17 protein-coding genes are annotated in these 18,406 nt (G+C 62.2%); 8 read left to right on the forward strand and 9 right to left on the reverse strand.

Annotated elements, in window-relative coordinates; translation table 11 throughout:
- Positions 1–122: 122 nt before the first annotated feature.
- From SUTH_RS13345 to SUTH_RS19715, 3 genes are all read left to right on the forward strand, one after another.
- A complete protein-coding gene (locus SUTH_RS13345; protein ID WP_197539593.1) occupies positions 123–1,721 on the forward strand; it encodes an FAD-binding dehydrogenase in 1,599 nt (532 codons plus the stop codon).
- 22 nt (positions 1,722–1,743) lie between these two features.
- On the forward strand, positions 1,744–3,477 hold the full coding sequence (locus SUTH_RS13350; protein WP_041099888.1) for a thiamine pyrophosphate-binding protein: 1,734 nt from the start codon (positions 1,744–1,746) through the stop codon (positions 3,475–3,477).
- A 117-nt stretch (positions 3,478–3,594) separates the two neighbouring features.
- Positions 3,595–3,735: a hypothetical protein gene (locus tag SUTH_RS19715; RefSeq protein WP_171817369.1), complete on the forward strand. Its 141-nt coding sequence runs from the start codon at positions 3,595–3,597 to the stop codon at positions 3,733–3,735.
- A gap of 73 nt (positions 3,736–3,808) precedes the next feature.
- Here SUTH_RS19715 and SUTH_RS18600 read toward each other — a convergent pair whose 3' ends face one another.
- The 3 genes from SUTH_RS18600 to SUTH_RS13365 form a co-directional block, all read right to left on the reverse strand.
- On the reverse strand, positions 3,809–6,793 hold the full coding sequence (locus SUTH_RS18600) for a PAS domain S-box protein (RefSeq protein WP_052473637.1): 2,985 nt from the start codon (positions 6,791–6,793) through the stop codon (positions 3,809–3,811).
- A 114-nt stretch (positions 6,794–6,907) separates the two neighbouring features.
- Positions 6,908–7,804 carry a DMT family transporter gene (locus SUTH_RS13360; protein ID WP_231851017.1) on the reverse strand — a complete coding sequence of 299 codons (897 nt, stop codon included), beginning with the start codon at positions 7,802–7,804 and terminating at the stop codon, positions 6,908–6,910.
- 12 nt (positions 7,805–7,816) lie between these two features.
- Positions 7,817–8,917 carry an aromatic ring-hydroxylating oxygenase subunit alpha gene (locus SUTH_RS13365; protein ID WP_041099892.1) on the reverse strand — a complete coding sequence of 367 codons (1,101 nt, stop codon included), beginning with the start codon at positions 8,915–8,917 and terminating at the stop codon, positions 7,817–7,819.
- Positions 8,918–9,157: 240 nt separating this feature from the next.
- On the opposite strand from SUTH_RS13365, the gene SUTH_RS13370 reads away from it, so the two are divergent.
- From SUTH_RS13370 to folE2, 4 genes are all read left to right on the forward strand, one after another.
- Positions 9,158–9,433, forward strand: a complete 276-nt coding sequence (locus tag SUTH_RS13370) for an exodeoxyribonuclease VII small subunit (protein WP_052473638.1) — start codon at positions 9,158–9,160, stop codon at positions 9,431–9,433.
- A gap of 7 nt (positions 9,434–9,440) precedes the next feature.
- Positions 9,441–10,325, forward strand: a complete 885-nt coding sequence (locus tag SUTH_RS13375; RefSeq protein ID WP_041099894.1) for a polyprenyl synthetase family protein — start codon at positions 9,441–9,443, stop codon at positions 10,323–10,325.
- Positions 10,325–12,187 (forward strand): 1-deoxy-D-xylulose-5-phosphate synthase, encoded by a 1,863-nt coding sequence (gene dxs / locus SUTH_RS13380; RefSeq protein ID WP_041099896.1) that lies wholly within the window; start codon positions 10,325–10,327, stop codon positions 12,185–12,187. The genes SUTH_RS13375 and dxs overlap by 1 nt, the downstream gene beginning before the upstream one ends.
- A gap of 73 nt (positions 12,188–12,260) precedes the next feature.
- Positions 12,261–13,067, forward strand: a complete 807-nt coding sequence (folE2, locus tag SUTH_RS13385) for a GTP cyclohydrolase FolE2 (protein ID WP_041099899.1) — start codon at positions 12,261–12,263, stop codon at positions 13,065–13,067.
- 72 nt (positions 13,068–13,139) lie between these two features.
- On the opposite strand, the gene rplS is transcribed toward folE2, so the two are convergent.
- The 5 genes from rplS to pyrF all read right to left on the reverse strand — a co-directional run bounded on the left by rplS (position 13,140) and on the right by pyrF (position 15,962).
- The gene (rplS, locus tag SUTH_RS13390; protein WP_041099901.1) at positions 13,140–13,502 is read right to left on the reverse strand and encodes a 50S ribosomal protein L19; all 363 of its coding nucleotides are present in this window, start codon (positions 13,500–13,502) and stop codon (positions 13,140–13,142) included.
- An 85-nt stretch (positions 13,503–13,587) separates the two neighbouring features.
- Positions 13,588–14,355, reverse strand: a complete 768-nt coding sequence (gene trmD, locus SUTH_RS13395; RefSeq protein WP_231851018.1) for a tRNA (guanosine(37)-N1)-methyltransferase TrmD — start codon at positions 14,353–14,355, stop codon at positions 13,588–13,590.
- Positions 14,352–14,858 (reverse strand): ribosome maturation factor RimM, encoded by a 507-nt coding sequence (gene rimM, locus SUTH_RS13400; protein ID WP_041099905.1) that lies wholly within the window; start codon positions 14,856–14,858, stop codon positions 14,352–14,354. Before rimM ends, trmD begins: the two co-directional genes overlap by 4 nt.
- 5 nt (positions 14,859–14,863) lie before the next feature.
- Complete coding sequence (gene rpsP / locus SUTH_RS13405; protein WP_041099907.1) at positions 14,864–15,118, reverse strand: 30S ribosomal protein S16; 255 nt, start codon at positions 15,116–15,118, stop codon at positions 14,864–14,866.
- 109 nt (positions 15,119–15,227) lie between these two features.
- Positions 15,228–15,962 carry an orotidine-5'-phosphate decarboxylase gene (gene pyrF, locus SUTH_RS13410; protein ID WP_041102347.1) on the reverse strand — a complete coding sequence of 245 codons (735 nt, stop codon included), beginning with the start codon at positions 15,960–15,962 and terminating at the stop codon, positions 15,228–15,230.
- 83 nt (positions 15,963–16,045) lie between these two features.
- Here pyrF and SUTH_RS13415 point away from each other — a divergent pair, with 83 nt between their 5' ends.
- Entirely contained in the window at positions 16,046–17,560 is a 1,515-nt protein-coding gene (locus SUTH_RS13415; RefSeq protein WP_041099909.1) for a hypothetical protein, read from the forward strand.
- Here SUTH_RS13415 and SUTH_RS13420 read toward each other — a convergent pair.
- Positions 17,557–18,378 (reverse strand): YihY family inner membrane protein, encoded by an 822-nt coding sequence (locus tag SUTH_RS13420; RefSeq protein ID WP_052473639.1) that lies wholly within the window; start codon positions 18,376–18,378, stop codon positions 17,557–17,559. The two genes, SUTH_RS13415 and SUTH_RS13420, sit on opposite strands and share 4 nt — an antisense overlap.
- Positions 18,379–18,406: the final 28 nt, after the last annotated feature.

An 18,406-nucleotide genomic window follows, 5' to 3' on the forward strand; every position in this document is an offset into this window, starting at 1 on the left:
CCACGCCGCCGTCCCGCCAGCGCCGACTCTTGAGCGATGCCTACCAGCGCCCACCCATCGACATGATTCGGAGGGGAATGATTTCAAGCTAAACTTCCATGACAATAAAAGGAGGAGCGACAGTGAGCGAAGTCATCGTCATCGGCGGCGGCATTGCGGGCATCTGTGCCGCGCTGGAGCTTCTCGACGCCGGGCGCCGGGTGCTGATGCTGGAGCGCGACTGCGCGGAAAAATTCGGCGGACTGGCGAAGGAAAGCTTCGGCGGCATCTTTCTGGTCGGCACGCCCGAACAGCGGCGCGCCGGCATTCGCGACACCCCCGAACTGGCGCTGGCCGACTGGAAGGCCTTCGGTGAACTCGACCCGAACGACCGCTGGCCCCTGGCCTGGGCCGAAGCCTATGTGCAGCGCTGCCACGACGACGTCGGCCTCTGGCTGCGCAAGCGCGGCGTCGGCTTCCTGCCGGCGCCGCACTGGATCGAACGCGGCCTGTTCACTCCCGGCAACTCCGTTCCGCGCTTTCATATCGTCTGGGGCACCGGCCACGAGCTGGCGCTGCGCCTGATCGACCGGCTTGAAAACCACCCGCAACGCGAACGGCTCGACATCAGGTTCGACCACCGGGTCGAGAATCTCTTGTCATCGAATGGCGCAATTACAGGATGCAGCGGCGTCACCGAAAGCGAGCAGCGGCCCTTCGAGCTGCATGCCGGCAGCGTGATCGTCGCAGCCGGAGGGTTCAACGGCAACATCGAACGGGTGCGGCAGCATTGGCATCGCGACTGGGGAACGCCCCCGCCGGTGATCCTCAACGGCTCCCACCGCTATGCCGACGGTCGGCTGCACGACGCCGTAAGCGCTGCGGGCGGCCGGCTGACCCATCTCGATTCGATGTGGAACTACGCCGCCGGGGTGCATCATCCGCGGCCGCGCAAACCGGGGCATGGCCTCTCGCTGGTGCCGCCGCGCTCCGCCCTGTGGCTTGACTGGCGCGGCCGGCGCATCGGCCCGATGCCGCTGGTGACGGGCTTCGACACGCGCGACCTGGTGGCGCAGGTGTGCGCGCAGGAACGGCAGTATTCCTGGCAACTGATGAACCGGCGCATTGCGCTGAAGGAGCTTGCGGTCTCGGGCGCGGAGCACAACCCGTCGATCCGCGACAAGAAGAAGTTCGCCTTCCTGCGCGACCTGATCTTCGGCAACCAGTGGCTCTATGACGAAATGACAGGCAACTGCGAGGATTTCGTGGTCGGCCGCGACCTGCCGGAACTGGTGGCGAAGATGAACGCGCTGCAGGGCGACGACGCAGTGAGCCTCGACGAGATCCGGCTGGCCGCCGAAAGCTACGACGCACAGATCGACCGCGGCCAGACTTTCCACAACGACGAGCAGTTGCGCCGCATCGCCTACGTGCGGCACTGGAAGGGCGACCGCATCCGCACCTGCAAGTTCCAGAAAATCCTCGACCCGAAGGCCGGGCCGCTGATTGCCGTGCGCGAATTCATCATCAGCCGCAAGAGCCTCGGCGGCATCCAGACCGATCTGCAAAGCCGCGTGCTCGATGGCGCCGGCCAGCCGATCCCCGGCCTATTTGCGGCGGGCGAAGCCGCCGGCTTCGGCGGCGGCGGCATGCACGGCTTGCGGGCGCTGGAGGGCAGTTTCCTCGGCGGCTGCATCCTCAGCGGACGCATCGCCGGCCAGGCTGCCGCGTCGATTACCTGAACACTTTCCGGAGGAAACCGGCATGAAACGAACTGGCGCCTGGCTCGCGGTACGAGCCCTCGAAGCCCTCGGCATCAAATACACCTTCGGCATTCCCGGCGTGCACAACACCGAGCTGTACGACGAACTCAACAGTTCGGATCTGATCACGCCGATACTGGTGACCCACGAAGGCGGCGCCTCGTTCATGGCCGACGGCGTCAGCCGCACCTCGGGGCAGACCGGCACGCTGGTGATCGTCCCCGCCGCCGGCGCCACCCATGCCGCCAGCGGCATCGGCGAAGCCTTTCTCGATGGCGTGCCGATGCTGGTGATCTGCGGTGGCATCCGCACCGATCTGGACAAGCGCTACCAGTTGCACCAGATGGATCAGCACGCCTTCCTCAAGCCCCTGACCAAGGCCACCTTTCTCGTCACCGCTCACGCCGACATCGTGCCGACGCTGTTCAAGGCCTGGGAAATTGCCCACTCCGGCGAGCCGGGCCCGGTCTTCGTCGAGATTCCGGTGAACCTGCAAATGTTTCCCGGCGAAGCAGGCGACATTCCGGCGCCGCCTGCAATCGCCAGGCCGCAGCCGACGGTTGCGACAGACATCCGGCGCGCGGCGGAAATGCTGCTGGCTGCAAAGCATCCGGCAATGTTCGTCGGCTGGGGGGCCCGCGATGCGCATGAGCAAACGCGGGCCATCGCCGAATTCCTCCAGGCGCCGGTGGCCACCACCCTGCAAGGCCTGTCGGTGTTCTCCGCTGCCCACCCGCTGCACACCGGGTTCAGCTTCGGCGCCTCGGCCGTGCCGGCGGCGCGCAACGCATTCGCCGACTGCGACTGCCTGCTGGCGGTCGGCACCCGCTTTGCCGAAATCGCCACGGGCAGCTTCGGCGTCACGGTGCCGCCGAACCTGATCCACGCCGACATCAATCCGGCGGTGTTCAGTGCCAACTATCCGGCGGCCGTGGCGCTGGAAGGCGACGCGGCCGCGGTACTGACCGCGCTGCTGGAGGAACTGCGAAGAGTCGGCGCTGGCGCCACGGCGAATGTGGAGCTGCAGCAGCGCATCGCCCGCGACAAGGCGGCCTACAACGAGGAATGGCTGCGCCACGACAGCGGCGGCAAGGTCAATCCGGCGGTGTTCTTCAACGCGCTGCGCGCGGCGGTGCCCGACGATGCGATCGCCGTGGTCGATGACGGCAACCACACCTACCTGACGGCGGAGCTGTTCCCGGTTCGGCAACCCAAGGCGCTGATCGTGCCGACCGATTTCAACAGCATGGGCTACGCGGTGCCGGCCGCCATCGGCGCCAAGCTGGCCAACCCCGGCCGTGAAGTGTTCGCCATCATCGGCGACGGCGCCTTCACCATGACCTGCATGGAAATCGTTTCCGCCACGCGCATCGGCCTCGGCCTGGTGTTCTACGTGTTCCACGACGGCGAACTGTCGCAGATTGCCCAGGCCCAGGAGATTCCGTTCAATCGCAAGCCCTGCACGGCGCTGGGCGCCATCGACTTCAGCGGTGTCGCCATCGCCACCGGCGCCGAGTACCTGCCGGTGCCGTCAAACGATGGCGTAGCGGCTGCGATCGCACGAGCGCGCGAACTGGCCGCCGCCGGGCGGCCGGTAATCGTCGACCTGATCATGGACTATTCGAAGCGCACGACCTTCACCCTCGGCGCGGTCAAGACCAACTTCAGGCGTTTCCCCCTCGCCCAGCGCCTGCGCATGGTGACCCGCGCGATCAAGCGCAAGATTACCGGCTGAGCGGGCAACGCGGATTCTCCCTATCATGAACGCGGATTCTTGACCGGACATTCTTCTTGAAATTTGCTGTCGCGGTGCTAGATTCCTATTTCCGCACCCACCCCACGGAGGTCACACATGAAGAGAATCGCCGCCCTCATGCTTGTCGTGTTTTCCCTTGCGGCCACGTCGGCCTGGGCTTGCCCGGGCGACAAGGCCAAGGATGACGGCAAGCAGTCGACGCCGAAGAAGCCCACGACATCGCTCACGATCGACTGAGTTCTTCGCCTGTTTCAAACCACAAGAGCCGCCGCACCGAAATGCGGCGGCTCTTGTTTTGCGCGGTGAACGATCAGTGGTCTTGGGCCGGTTCTAAGAAATGCAACGCGTTGCGACCGGCCGCCTTGGCCCGGTACATCGCCAAATCCGCCTGCTTCAAAATTTCGTCAACGGTTTTCTGGTGGCCGAAAAACAGCGTGCCGCCGATACTGGGCGTACTGCGGTACTCATGCTCCCCCAGCATGTAGGTCTTGTTGAGCGCGGCAAGAATCTTCCTGCCGGCCAATTCGGCCTGGGTGGCGGCTTCAAGCCGGTTGTCGCTCAAGCCTTCGAATATCACCACGAACTCGTCGCCGCCAAGGCGCGCCACCGTATCATCCTCGCGAACGCAGGAAACGAGGCGGCGCGCCACCTGTTGCAGCAGGAGGTCGCCCATGTCGTGGCCGAGCGTGTCATTGAGGGTCTTGAAATTGTCCAGGTCGAGGAACAGCAGCGCACCCTCCCGACCGCTGCGCGCGCTGCACGCCATGGCGTGCTGCAAACGGTCCAGCAGGAGTCGCCGATTGGCCAGCTGGGTGAGTGAATCGTGATAGGCCATCCGCTCGATTTCGATCTCGGCTTCCTTGCGCTCGGTGATGTCGACCTGCGTGCCAACATAGTGGGTGACCGTGCCGTCGTCCCGTTTCACTGCGGTAATGGTCAGCCACTGCGGATAAATCTCCCCATTCTTGCGCCGGTTCCAGATTTCGCCCTGCCATGAGCCGTTTGTGGCGATGGTTTGCCACATAGATTCGTAGAACTCCTTGCCGTGGCGCCCGGAACTCAGCATGCTGGTCCTCTGCCCCACGACCTCCCCGGCGGCGTAGCCGGTGATCTCGGAAAATGCCTTGTTGCTCCGCAGAATCACTCCATTGGCGTCGGTGATGACCATGCCCTCCTGCGATTCGAAGGCGATGGCGGCGATGCGCTGCTCCTGCTCGGCGCGCTTGCGCTCGCTGACATCCCTCACCAGCGCCAGAAAGCCGCTCGCATATTTTCCCGAGCCGGACAATTGGCTCATCGTGACATGGAAGAAATGCTCCTGGTCGTTTATGCGAAGCTGGAATTCGTGAGTACGGGTTTGCGCATCGGAAAAAATTCCAACCATGGCCTCGGCGATGAAATCGGATAGCGGCTGCGGCAGCGACTCGGCGAAGTAGTGGCCGAGCGCGGCTTCGGCGTCGACGGGAAAACCAAAGGATGCGGGCAGGTGATACTCGGTGACCTTTCCCTCGGTATCCACCACCAGGACCAGTTCCTGCAGCGAGCCGATGAGGTTGGCAAGCCGCGCTTCACGGGCCTTGAGCGCCGCCTCGTTGTGCTTGCGCTCCGAGATGTCGAGGACGGTGCCGACCATGCGCAGCGCCCGGCCATCGTCGCCGCGCTCCACGACCTTGCCGCGGGCGAGTATCCACACCCAGTGGTCGTCCTTGTGGCGCATGCGCTGTTCCGCCTCGTAGCTCGGCGTTTCGCCCTTGAAGTGGGCCGCGAGTGCCTTGCGCACCTGAGCGCGATCGGCCGGGTGAATCAGCCAGTCGTATGCTTGGGCGTCGATCTGGAACTCGTCCTTTGCAAAACCCAGCATTTCGAGAAAGCGCTCGTTCTGCACAAAGCGCCCGCTGGCAATATCCCAATCCAGCAAGCCCAGATCTGCGCCTGCCAGCGCCAACTCCATGCGCTGCTGGCTCTCTGCAAGCTTCTCCGCGGCCTGCTTACGTTCGGTGATATCCGTGGCGACGCCGAGGTAGCCTGTAACGCCTCCATCCGAGTCCGCCAGGGCAGTCACCGACAACAGAACCGGCACACGCCGCCCATCCTTGCAAATGTAGGTCCATTCGTTTTCGTCCGGCAGCCGGGTGTCGCGCGTCCTCATGACAAACACGTCGAATCCCGGCGCCACGATCCCGCCGGCTTCCTGCGACAGCAGGCCGGCGTGAGCCGCCACCTCCGCCGCATCGTGGAACAGCGCTGGCGTCTGCGTGCCGATCAATTCGTCGGCCCGATAACCGAGCAACGCCTCCGCACGCGGATTGAACACCGTGATGATGCCCTGCGGATCCGTGGCGATGATTGCGTAGGCCGCGTGCGTCAACACCGATGTCTTCAGCGCTTCGCTTTCCAATCGAGCCCGTTCGGCGACCTTGCGCTTGGTCACGTCGCGGAAGGTCCATACGCGACCGGTCACCCGGCCATCCATGCGCTGGGGCCGGGAGTACCTTTCAAAAACGCGACCATCCTTGAACTGCAGCGTGTCCGCGGAGGACGCTTCGGGTTGCCCATAGAGTTCGTTCACCTTATTGATGAACTGTTGCGGGTCCTGCAGCTGGTCGAGGACGAACTCCATCAAGGCCTTGTCGTCGCTTGCAGCAAGGAGCTCGGCAGAAATGCGCCACAGACTGGCAAACTGGGCGTTATAGGTGACGACCCGCCGCTTGTTGCTGATCACCAGTATCCCGTCGGACGCGGCTTCCAGGGTCGCACGTTGCAGCGACAGCGCCATCCGCATCTTGCGTATCAGGGTCGGTATGGGCAATAGCACCAGCCAGATGGCCAGGGCGCCGATGAACCACAAGACCAGCGGCTTGCCGACGAAATAAGGCGGCGGCGCGATATCGAGCATGCCCAACACGATGTGGATGAGCCAGGCCAGCATGAACGTGCCGCTGTAGATAACCCCGGCCCGAATGCTGACGACCACGGAAAGCATGACGGCGATGGCCAGCATGGTTGCAGTGGTGATCGGCGGCAAGCCGCCGAAGATCAGCCCGACCAGGATCAGCCACATCCCGGTGGCGAAGAATTTCAGGGATTTTTGCGGCTGGCCTTTCCGGCTCATCCGCCAGGCAATCGCCACCAGCCCGATCAGGATCAGGCAGGCGGCAGCGGACACCGCCTTGCGGAAAAAAATGAAGGGCACGCCCACGACGAGGAAGGTGATCCCCACAGCGAGGAATGTGCCGTAGAAGCGATCCAGCAACTTTATGTTGGCTGTCTGATCGGTGTCTGAGCCGGAGGGCATGGCAAATAGTGCGGCATGGGGAACGAAGTGCCATCTTACGGCACTCTATGTCCTTATGCATACCGGCAGGGCTTGCCATCAAACGTGTCCCGCCTTGGAGCGGGGCGGAGCTTCCTAGTCGGTAACCGCCTCGGTATCGGCCCTGCCCGAGAGCATGGTGGCGAACAGGCCACTGGCGACAATCAGCGCCACCCCTGCCCACCCAAACCACGACAGGGTCTCACCCCACAACAGCGCGCCAAAAATACTGGAGAAGACCACCGTGGAATAGGCGAGGCTGGCGGAGACCAGGGTCTTGCCGCGCTTGTAGGCAGCCGTCATGCAGAGCTGGGCCAGCACGCCGAAGCCTCCTACGCCGACCAATAGCAGCCAGCCGCGCAGATCGATGGCATGGAACGGGTTGGCGGCCAGCAACCAGGGCAAGCCGCCCAGCGCCGACACGACCGAGAAATAGAATACCGTGCGCCATTCCGGCTCGCCCAGTTCGCCCAGGCGGCGCACGTTGAGATAGGCAATGCTGGAAATGATGCCCGAGCCCAGGCCGAAAACCGCACCCAGCCATTCGTCTTGGGCAAACACGGGTTGCAGCAGGAATACAACGCCGATGAAACCCGCCGCCAGCGCCGCGTAAAAGCCGCGGCGCACCGGCTCTCTAAGCCAAAGGGCCAGCAGCAGCGCCAGAAAGATCGGGGAGGTGTAATTCAAGGTCACTGCCGCCGCCAGCGGAATCAGGCTGATGGCGTAGAAATACATCACCAGCGAAACGAAGCCCGCCAGGCCGCGCACGGCGTGGGTTCGCGCATGCGGCGTTGCCAGCGGCAGCCGGCGCACCATGACGTAGGAGCCGATAATCAGCGTGGCGATGAAGCCACGCCAGAACACCAGTTCGGCTGCCGGGAATTGCGCCGAGCCGAGCTTTACGCAAACGCCCATGCAGGCGAACAGCAGGCTTGCCGCGATCATCCAGAGAGATGCCGCCGTACCGCCAACGCCGACTTTTGCAGCCGACAAATGCTTCGCCAATCAGATGTGCCCGGCCATCACGCGCCGATAGAACTCATGAAAGTGCTGCATGCCGTCTTCCATGGGCGACTGATAGGGACCGACTTCGCTGCGGCCCTGCTTCATCAGGGCGCGACGGCCGCGATCCATGCGCTCGCCGATGTCGTCGTCCTCGATCGCGGTTTCCATATACGCGGCCTGCTCGGCCTTGATGAACTCCGGCTCGAACAGGGCGATATCCTCCGGATAGTAGAACTCGACCACATTCAGGGTCTTGTCCACATCCTGCGGAATCAGGGTCGACACCACCAGCACATGGGGATACCACTCGACCATGATATTGGGATAGTAGGTGAGCCAGATCGCGCCATGCCGTGGCAACTTGCCGTTGTAATACTCCAGCACGGCCTTGTGCCAGCGCTGATACGCGGCGGAACCCGGCTTTGCCAGCGAAGTGACGCCGACACGCTGTACCGAATACCAGTCGCCGAACTGCCAGGTCAGGTCGTCGCAGGTAACAAAACCGCCGAGTCCGGGATGATAGGGAACGACGTGGTAGTCCTCGAGATACACCTCGATGAAGGTCTTCCAGTTGTAGTTGCACTGATGCAGCTCGACATGATCGAGTTTGTAGCCTTCGAAGCTGAGCTCGCCCGCCACCTTCATGCCGGACAGGTCGGCGTTGGCCGAACGCGGCCCCCTGAACAACAGGCCCTGCCAGTTCTCCAGCTTCTGCTTGGCCAGATTGAGACAGGGATTGGCCGGAAAATGCGGCGCGCCGATCAGCTCGCCGCGGGCATCGTAGGTCCAGCGGTGGATCGGGCAGACGATGTTCTTTGCATTGCCGGAACCTTGCAGCATGATCGCCTGCCGATGGCGGCAAACGTTGGACATTTCGTAGAATCCGTCCGGCTGATGGACGACCATGCGCGCGTGGTCATGCCATTCCTGGGAGCGATAGTCGTGCACTTCGGGAACCATCAACTGGTGGCCGACATAGCCCGGGCCGGCATCGAAGATCAGCTGCTTCTCCAGTTCGAAGAGCTTTTCGTCAAAGTACCACTCTACCGGGAACTGCGAAACGCCCGGAGAGAGAAGTGCGCGGGCGCCTACATCGGACATGATTCCCAACCTCCAAGAGGGTTTTCCCGAAAACCGGAAATGGACGGAAAACGAAGTTTCAGAGCAGGCTAATGTCTGCGTCAGCGGACGTTACGCCGAAACTTAAGACCCGTCAGGACTGACTTGCGGGTACAAACCCAACTGTATAATTGTAGCCAATTTGACCAAGCGACGCAGCTTGGGCTATTTTTATACTTTTAACCTGCCCGCTGGTCAGCGCTTCCGGCCAAGGCTTCACTCATGGCCACACTTCCGAACACTGCTACCAACATCGACTCGGCAACCGCCAACGCTCCTTCGTTTGAAAGTGCGCTCGCCGAACTCGAGGGCATCGTCGCCGCGATGGAAGCAGGTCAAATGCCGCTGCAGGATGCGCTGGATGCCTACAAACGCGGCGTGGCGCTGTTGCGCCACTGCCAGGAAACCCTGACCGTCGCGGAGCAGCAGATACGCATCCTCGACGCGGATGGACTTCGCGACTTCGACCCCGAGGCCAGCGGAGAACCGGAAAGCTGAAGCAACCATGAGTTTCCCGATCTGGATGTCCGGCATCCAGCAACGTACCGAATCCGCCCTGGAGGCCGCCCTGCCCGCTCCCGGCCTGGCTCCCGCGCGCCTGCATCAAGCGATGCGCTACTCCGTCCTCGGCGGTGGCAAGCGTGTCCGCCCCCTGTTGTGCCACGCGGCCGGCTCCCTGTTCGAGGCCGATTCCAGCGTGCTGGATGCCCCGTCGATTGCGGTCGAACTGATCCATGCCTATTCGCTGGTGCATGACGACCTGCCCTGCATGGACGACGATGTCCTGCGTCGCGGCAAGCCGACCTGCCATGTCGAGTATGACGAAGCCACTGCGCTGCTGGTCGGCGATGCCCTGCAAACCCACGCTTTCCAGGTGCTTTCCAGTCGCCTTCCCGGCATTGCCGCCGCCCGTCAACTCGACATGCTGCATTTGCTCGCCGTCGCCTCGGGATCACGTGGAATGGCGGGGGGGCAGGCCATCGACCTCGCTGCCGTAGGTGAACAACTGACGATCAGCGAACTGGAGTTCATGCACATACGCAAGACCGGCGCGCTGATTCGCGCCGCAGTACTGCTGGGTGCCCATTGCGGCGAGGCCGCGCCGGATGCGCTGGAAAGCCTCGGCCACTTCGCCAACCGCATCGGGCTGCTGTTCCAGGTGGTCGACGATATCCTCGACGCAGAAGCAAGCACCGCGACACTGGGCAAAACCGCAGGCAAGGATGCCGCGCAGAACAAGCCTACCTATGTCAACATCCTCGGCGTGAGCGAAGCCAAAGCGATGGCAGGCAAACTGAGACAGGAGGCGCACGATGCACTGGCTCCATTCGGCCAGTCCGCCTTGCGACTGCACGAACTTACCGACTTCATCGTCGAGCGAAACTTTTGATGACCTACCCCTTACTCGACAAGATTGATTCCCCGGCGAATCTGCGCGCGCTGGAGCGCGACCAGCTGTCCCAGGTTGCGGATGAGTTGCGCGCCTTTTTGCTCGAATCGGTATCCCAGACCGGAGGACACCTGTCCTCCAATCTCGGCACCGTCGAATTGACGATCGCATTGCACTACGTATTCGACACCCCCGAAGACCGCCTGGTGTGGGACGTGGGCCATCAAACCTATCCGCACAAAGCGCTGACCGGCAGACGCGCCGGCATGGCGCGCCTGCGCATGAAGGATGGCGTCTCTGGCTTCCCGCGCCGCATCGAAAGCGAGTACGACACCTTCGGCGTCGGCCATTCATCGACCTCGATCTCCGCCGCGCTGGGCATGGCCGTCGCCGCGCGCAACAAGGGCGAGGAACGGCGCGTGGCGGCCATCATCGGTGACGGTGCGATGTCCGCCGGCCAGGCTTTCGAGGCGCTGAACAACGCCGGGGTGATCGATGCCAACCTGCTGGTCATCCTCAACGACAACGACATGTCGATCTCGCCACCGGTCGGCGCGCTCAACAAATATCTGGCGCGCCTGCTGTCGGGCGGCACCTTCAATGCCGCGCGACGTGCCGGCGAGAAGGTGCTGGCATCGATGCCGAATGTCCTGCAGTTCGCCAATCGCGTCGAGGAACACGTCAAGGGCATGATCTCGCCGGGTACCCTGTTCGAAGAACTCGGCTTCAACTATCTCGGCCCCATCGATGGCCACGACCTCGATGCGCTGATCCCCACGCTGCAAAATCTGCGCAAGCTGAAGGGGCCGCAGTTTCTCCATGTCATCACCAGAAAAGGTCAGGGTTACAAGCGTGCCGAAGCCGATCCGATCCTCTACCACGGCGTCGGCAAGTTCGATGCCGCGAATGGCATAGAGCAGGGCAAGGCCCCCGGCCGGCCGACCTACACCCAGGTGTTCGGCGACTGGTTGTGCGACCAGGCGCAGGCCGATCCCCGCCTGATGGGCATCACGCCCGCCATGCGCGAGGGTTCCGGCATGGTGCGTTTCGCCCAGGAGTTTCCCGCGCGCTATTTCGATGTCGGCATTGCCGAACAGCACGCGGTAACCTTTGCCGGCGGACTGGCCTGCGAGGGCATTAAGCCGGTCGTTGCCATCTATTCGACCTTTCTGCAACGCGCCTACGATCAATTGATTCATGACATCGCCCTGCAGAATCTGCCCGTGGTGTTCGCCATTGACCGTGGTGGATTGGTGGGCGCTGACGGCGCGACGCACAACGGCGCCTTTGATCTTTCCTACCTCACCTGCATCCCCAATATGGTGGTGATGACCCCGAGCGACGAGAACGAGTGTCGCAAGATGCTCAGCACCGCCTTCGCCATCAACGGTCCCACCGCCGTGCGCTATCCGCGCGGCAGCGGACCGGGAACTGCGATTGAACCAGGACTTCAGATGCTTCCGGTCGGTCGCGGCGAGTTGCGGCGAACCGGCAAGCGGGTGGCTCTCCTGGCCTTCGGCGCCATGCTTGCACCCGCGCTCAAGGCGGCGGAAACACTCGACGCCACGGTCGCCAACATGCGCTTCGTCAAGCCGCTGGACGTCGAACTGGTCCGCCAGCTTGCCGCCGACCACGAACTGCTGGTGACGATCGAGGAAAACGCCCTGATCGGCGGCGCAGGCGCCGAAGTGGCGCGCGCTCTGGAGGAGTCGGGGCTGACTACGCCGCTGCTGCGCCTTGGCCTGCCGGACAGGTTCATCGACCACGGTGATTCCGGGTTGCTGCTGGCCGAAGCCGGCCTCGACGATGCGGGCATCGTGCGCAGCGTCACCGCAAGACTTGTGGTGGGTAATAATAGTTGAGTAAAACCGTCGGATAATGATATAGTTCGCTCTCGACATAAAACCGAGAAGCGACATGAATTGCAGGGACCCCATGGCTCCACCCGAAAAATCAGTGATTGCAGACGTTCAGAGCAGCGAGGATTCACGCCAGTTGCCGATCAACAAGGTCGGCATCAAGGACATACGTCATCCCTTCAAGGTTCTGGACAAGAGTGGCGGCGTGCGCCACACCATCGCCACGTTCAACATGTATGTCGGACTGCCCCACAACTTCAAGGGCACCCACATGTCTCGCTTCGTCGAGATTCTCAACGCCCACGAAGATGAAATCTCGGTCGAGAGCTTCGAGACCATGTTGCGTGAAATGGTGACCCGGCTGGAGGCCGCCACCGGCCATCTCGAAATGAGCTTCCCCTATTTCATCAACAAGGTCGCACCGGTCTCCGGCGTAAAGAGCCTGATGGATTACGAGGTCACCTTCATCGGCGAAATCATCGAAGGCGGCCGCTACCGGCAGACCATCAAGGTCGTGGTTCCGGTCACCAGCCTCTGTCCCTGCTCGAAGAAGATATCGGAACGTGGCGCGCACAACCAGCGTTCCCATGTAACGATTTCAGCCACGACCAACCAGCTGGTGTGGATCGAGGATATCGTGCGCATGGCCGAAACCCAGGCCTCATGCGAACTCTACGGCCTGCTGAAGCGCCCCGACGAGAAGTACGTCACGGAACGCGCCTACGACAATCCCAAGTTTGTCGAAGACCTGGTGCGCGACGTTGCCGGCGCCCTGAATGCCGACCCGCGCATCGATGCCTACGTGGTCGAAAGCGAGAACTTCGAGTCCATCCACAACCACTCGGCCTACGCGCTGATCGAGAGCAACAAGAAGCGCTACTGATCTTCGCGCCCCCCAACGAAAACGGGCCGCCCGGCATGCCGGGCGGCCCGTTTGCATTTGCACGGCGTCGAATCAGGCCTTGCGGGTCAGCTTCTCCTTGATGCGAGCCGACTTGCCGGAACGATCGCGCAGGTAGTACAGCTTGGCGCGACGCACGTCGCCGCGGCGCTTGAGCTCGATGCTCGCAATCAGCGGCGAGTAAGTCTGGAAGGTGCGCTCGACGCCCTCGCCGGACGAGATCTTGCGCACGATGAAATTGGAATTGAGGCCGCGATTGCGCTTGGAGATCACGACGCCCTCGAATGCCTGGACGCGCTTGCGATCGCCTTCGACCACATTCACGTTGACGATCACGGTGTCGCCCGGTGCGAACTCGGGAATGGTCTTGCCGACGCGCTGGATTTCTTCGTTTTCAAGTTGCTGAATCAGGTTCATGCTTGGCTCCATCAATTATGGCTGCGGATACCACCCGCCAACCTTGCGCCCAGAGCAGGACGACATGTCCTGTTGTGCGCCGTTTCTAATTGCATTCCCGCTTGAATTCCGCCAGCAGGTCCGCTTCTTCCCTACTCAACGCCCTGACCTCGAGAAGCTCAGGGCGCCTTTGCCACGTCCGTCCCAGCGCCTGTTTCAGGCGCCAGCGCCGGATTCTTTCGTGGTTGCCGGACAACAGCACATCCGGCACCGCACATCCTTCGTACACCTCTGGCCGCGTGTAGTGCGGGCAGTCCAGCAAGCCGGCGGCGAATGAATCCTCGACCGCCGATGCCTCGTCATTCAACGCCCCCGGCAATTGCCTGATGCACGCATCCATCAAGGCCATCGCCGCCAGTTCGCCGCCGGAAAGAACAAAATCGCCCAGCGACAGCTCTTCATCGACGCAGCGCTCGATCAACCGCTCATCGACTCCTTCGTAGCGGCCACAGAGCAGGATCGCACCTTCGCTTGCCGCCAGTTCCACCACGCGCTGCTGATTGATCCGCGCACCTTGCGGCGAAAGATAAATCACTTTCGCCGTACCGCCAGCGCCGACTCCCGCCGCCGCCGTTGCTGCCTTTTTCGCCGCCGCTACCGCCTGCTCCAGCGGCGACGCCATCATCACCATCCCGGGACCGCCGCCATACGGCCGGTCATCCACCGTCCGATGCACATCCTGCGTCCACTGCCGGGGATTCCAGCACTCCATCTGCCACAGTCCCCGATCCAGCGCGCGCCGGGTAATTCCCGAGGCCGTGAGCGCCGCAAACATCTCGGGGAACAGCGTGATGACATCGAAGCGCAAGCTCACCAGTCGCTATCCCAATCGGCGCGAATCGTTCCGCCGGGAACATCCACCGCCTTTACTACATGTTCGACAAACGGCAGCAATCTTTCACGCTCGCCGTCCACTACCACCAGCACTTCATTCGCACCGGTCTCGATCAAGGACTTGACGCGGCCCAAAAGCTGGTCCTGCATATTCACGACTGCCAGACCGATCAAGTCGTTCCAGTAGTACTCGCCTGGCGCCGGCGCCGGCAGTGCCTCGCGCGGTGCGCCGAAATAACAATTGCCCAGCGCTTCCGATGCATCCCGATCATCAATGCCGGCAAGCTTGGCGACGACACCATCGCCGTGGATCTTGACGGCTTCCAGACCACACGCCTTCCAGCCTTCGTCCGGAGCATCAACGTCAGCGGAAAGCCACCACTGCGGCATCTTCCGCCACGCCTCGGGATCATCGCCGAAGGGATGCACCCGCAACCAGCCTTGAACCCCGAACGGGGCGACAATCCGCCCCAAAACGATCATGCGGCTCAGGCGGCCTTTGTCGCCGTTGCCTGCTTGACCAGGCGTGCAGCCGTGGGCGACAACTGCGCGCCATGCCCTTGCCAGTAGGCCAAGCGTTCGGCATTGATCACCAGGCCGTTTTCGTTGGCGGCGGCGACAGGATTGTAATAACCGATGCGCTCAATGAAGCGGCCATCGCGGCGGTTGCGCGAATCGGCAACCACCATGTTGAAGAAGGGGCGCTTCTTGGCACCGCTGCGGGCGAGACGAATAACAACCATGGTGTTCTCTTGAAAAGCGGGAAAGCCGGCGATTTTATTTCAAAAACCCGGAGAAAACAAGGCGTAGCGTTCGACTATCGGACTCTGGCCCTCCAAACCAGCCCGCTCCTCACTGGCCAGGCAGGGAGAACACCTCGCGGATGGTCTGCTGTATGCCGAGCGCTGCCTGGCGGGGATTCGCGGCCTGGCGTATGGGCCGGCCGACCACGATGTAGTCGGCGCCGTTCCTGAAAGCCTGCGCAACATCGACCGTGCGCTTCTGGTCATCCACCGGCTTGTTTTCCACGGGCCGAATTCCAGGTGTGACCACCATCAGCCTTTCGCCCAGTTCGCGCCGAATCATTGGCGCCTCGAGTCCCGATGAAACAATGCCGTCAACCCCGGCGGCCAGTGCCCGACGCGCGCGGGAAAGCACAAGCTTCTCCACCTCGCAGGAAAATCCGAGATCGTCCAGATCGCCGCGATCGAGACTGGTCAGCACGGTGACGGCCAGGATCTTGAGGTCGCCCTTATCCTTCACCGCCGCTTCCATGATGGCCTGATTGCCGTGAATCGTGGCAAATGTCGCACCGCTGCTTGCCAGGGCCCGAACCGCCGAACGCACGGTTTCCGGGACGTCGAAAAACTTCAGGTCCACAAAAACCTTCTTGCCCTGACTGACAAGCCATTGCAGCAGATCGAAGTAACCCGCTGTCATGAATAGTTCCAGGCCGATCTTGTAGAAGACCACTACATCGCCCAACTCGGTTACCAGGGCGCGCGCCGCTGCAGCATCCGGTACATCAAGAGCAACGATCAATCGGTCATGGGGCGCGATGGGCTTGGCTGAGAGCAAGCTGGTCATTTCGGGTTCCTCGCAATGCAACAAAAGAAAACGCGTCCGGATTCTACTAGAATCACCCATCGTCCCAGGCCATTCTGCCCACCATGCGCCGCAAGAAGACCTCTCCGCCGCCGCCGATGCAGTTACAGCAGGCACTGGACTGGCTCGCCGAGCCGAAGCAGGACGATCCGCTGCTCGACCTGGTGCCCCTGCGCAATCATATCGCCGCAGTCGGTTCGCTGGGACTCCCGGTTCTGCACCGCCTCAAGATCGATGAACTGCTTCAGCAACGGGCCGAACGCATCGACGAAGCACTGACGCCCCTGTTGCTCGACGTCAAGCTGCCCTTGCCAATTCATCTCGGCACGGTTGCCCAAGGCTTGATTGGCCTGCGTGCCGAACTGGGCGAGACCTGGTTGCAGGTGGCAGATGACGCCGACCCGCAAGAACTTGCCCGCATTCATCGCAGCAGAACGCAAATCTGCCTGCAGGGAATCTTCAACCTGTCGCGGCAATTCGTCGCCACGTTGCTGATTTCAATCCCCTCGCCGATCAACTTCTGGCGTAACGCCCAGGCGCTCTATCATCGTGCCCACGACTCGGTCGACCCGACGTCGACGCTACCCGCTGAAATGGGTGCGATCGATGCCCGCTTCAAGGCCATGCTGGCGCTCACCGCGGCGCAACCCGAAGGCCTCGCCCCGCGTGAGATCGCCTTTCTTGCCGACTACCTCGAAACGCACGCAGCGGCAACCCGCATTGACCTGATTCGCCCAGAGACAGCCGGAGACTGGTTCTGGCTGGATGCGAATCTTGACCAGCCACCGGTTGCACTTGCGCGTCTTCAGCCAGGCAACGGATCATGTCTTTACTTCCGTTTTGGCGAACTCGCCGATCTGGCCGCGCATCATCTCGATCAACTGAACGATGGCGTACCGCCACTATCACTCGGGCTGCCGATTCAAGCCGCCGGCGCCGACTATCGCAACGCGCTCGAACGGGCTCGCCAATGCTGGGCCGCGCCACGCCGACGCAGCTTCAACCGCCGGCCGCAAGCCTTGCGGGTGGAGGTATGCACGCAACTGAGCACCTTGTGGACCGCCCTCGAAAACGAGGTCCAGCAGGAACCCAAATCCACCGACTGCGAACTGACCTACAGCGACTGGACGATGCTCAACGAAAGCCCGTCGGGCTATGCGATCGTGCATGTCGTTGGCGAAGTCACCGGAATCGTGCCCGGCTGTGCGGTGGGATTGCGCACAGGTGTCGGCGCGGCCTGGCAAATATGTCTCGTCCGCTGGGCTCGCAGCAAGAGCAGCACCCATGTCGAATTGGGACTGGAAGTTCTGGCACCATCGGCAAGCCCGGTGCGGATACAAGCCCTGAGCACTCGCAATCCGGAACCTCCGATACCCGCCCTGCTGCTGCCCGCCCTGCCGGGACTAAACCGCAGCGAAGCGATCCTGGCCGTGCGCGGCGACTACAACGTTCGTCCGTTCACATTGCTGCAAGAACAGGAAACCCGCCTGCGGGTCGTCGAATGCATGCCGCATCGCAGTCTCATCGAAACCTCAAGTGTCGAAGTATTCGAGTTCATCCGCAACGCGATGGCGGACTAGGCACGAACGGACTGGGGCAGTTCGGCGACAAGCAGGGCGCCAATCAGAATTACGCTCCATGATGCATAGAGCCAGACCAGAAACACCGGGATTGCAGAGAAAGCGCCATAGACAACCGCGTTGACCGTGAATCCGGCAGCAAGATAAAGCGTAAACAGCTTCTGCAAGGCAACGAAGCCAAGCGCCGCCATGGCCCCGCCGAACGCCGCATGCCAGACTTTGACCGGCTTGTTGGGCACTCCCCAATACAACAGGCCGAAGAGAGCTGACATGAAGGCAAAAGGCAAAAGACCCCTGATTACGAAATTCGTCACCCAATAGGGCTCATCGACCAAGCCAAGCGACACCCCGGCAACAAACGAGATTGCCGCCAGGCTGGCCCCGAATACCAACGGCCCCAGCAGCAGCGCGAGACCATGAATGGCAAGGCGACGCAGCAGCGGCCTGCCGGATTTGACCCGCCATATGTGGTTGAACGCCCGCTCTATGGTCAACATCTGCATCAAAGCGGTCGCCGCCAGCACCGCTATTCCGAAAAAGGTAACCCTTCCGGCGCGGGATGCGAACTGTCCGACATATTTTGCGATGATGACGCCGGCCTTGTCAGGCAGCAGATTGGCAAGTAGGAACTTTTCCAGCGCAGTCCCAAGACCGGCACCGACCGGCAGCAGCGAGATGAAGGCAAACGCCGCTGCAATCATTGGCACCAGGCCAATCAAGGTGGCAAAGGAAAGCGCCGCAGCGGTCTGCACGCAATGCTCGTCATGAAAACGACGCGCCGTACGAACGATCAACCGAAAGGGTGCCAGGAGCCACATATAATCGGATTCTACTGGAGGCCGGAAA

The sequence above is a fragment of the Sulfuritalea hydrogenivorans sk43H genome, from assembly GCF_000828635.1.
Lineage (GTDB): Bacteria > Pseudomonadota > Gammaproteobacteria > Burkholderiales > Rhodocyclaceae > Sulfuritalea > Sulfuritalea hydrogenivorans.

Bases quoted from the DNA above. Each gene is read 5' to 3' on its own strand.
- SUTH_RS13350 (WP_041099888.1), top strand. From the start codon at position 1,744: ATGAAACGAACTGGCGCCTGGCTCGCGGTACGAGCCCTCGAAGCCCTC.
- SUTH_RS19715 (WP_171817369.1), top strand. From the start codon at position 3,595: ATGAAGAGAATCGCCGCCCTCATGCTTGTCGTGTTTTCCCTTGCGGCC.
- SUTH_RS18600 (WP_052473637.1), bottom strand. From the start codon at position 6,793: ATGCCCTCCGGCTCAGACACCGATCAGACAGCCAACATAAAGTTGCTG.
- SUTH_RS13365 (WP_041099892.1), bottom strand. From the start codon at position 8,917: ATGTCCGATGTAGGCGCCCGCGCACTTCTCTCTCCGGGCGTTTCGCAG.
- SUTH_RS13370 (WP_052473638.1), top strand. From the start codon at position 9,158: ATGGCCACACTTCCGAACACTGCTACCAACATCGACTCGGCAACCGCC.
- SUTH_RS13375 (WP_041099894.1), top strand. From the start codon at position 9,441: ATGAGTTTCCCGATCTGGATGTCCGGCATCCAGCAACGTACCGAATCC.
- dxs (WP_041099896.1), top strand. From the start codon at position 10,325: ATGACCTACCCCTTACTCGACAAGATTGATTCCCCGGCGAATCTGCGC.
- folE2 (WP_041099899.1), top strand. From the start codon at position 12,261: ATGGCTCCACCCGAAAAATCAGTGATTGCAGACGTTCAGAGCAGCGAG.
- rplS (WP_041099901.1), bottom strand. From the start codon at position 13,502: ATGAACCTGATTCAGCAACTTGAAAACGAAGAAATCCAGCGCGTCGGC.
- rimM (WP_041099905.1), bottom strand. From the start codon at position 14,858: ATGATCGTTTTGGGGCGGATTGTCGCCCCGTTCGGGGTTCAAGGCTGG.
- rpsP (WP_041099907.1), bottom strand. From the start codon at position 15,118: ATGGTTGTTATTCGTCTCGCCCGCAGCGGTGCCAAGAAGCGCCCCTTC.
- pyrF (WP_041102347.1), bottom strand. From the start codon at position 15,962: ATGACCAGCTTGCTCTCAGCCAAGCCCATCGCGCCCCATGACCGATTG.
- SUTH_RS13415 (WP_041099909.1), top strand. From the start codon at position 16,046: ATGCGCCGCAAGAAGACCTCTCCGCCGCCGCCGATGCAGTTACAGCAG.
- SUTH_RS13420 (WP_052473639.1), bottom strand. From the start codon at position 18,378: ATGTGGCTCCTGGCACCCTTTCGGTTGATCGTTCGTACGGCGCGTCGT.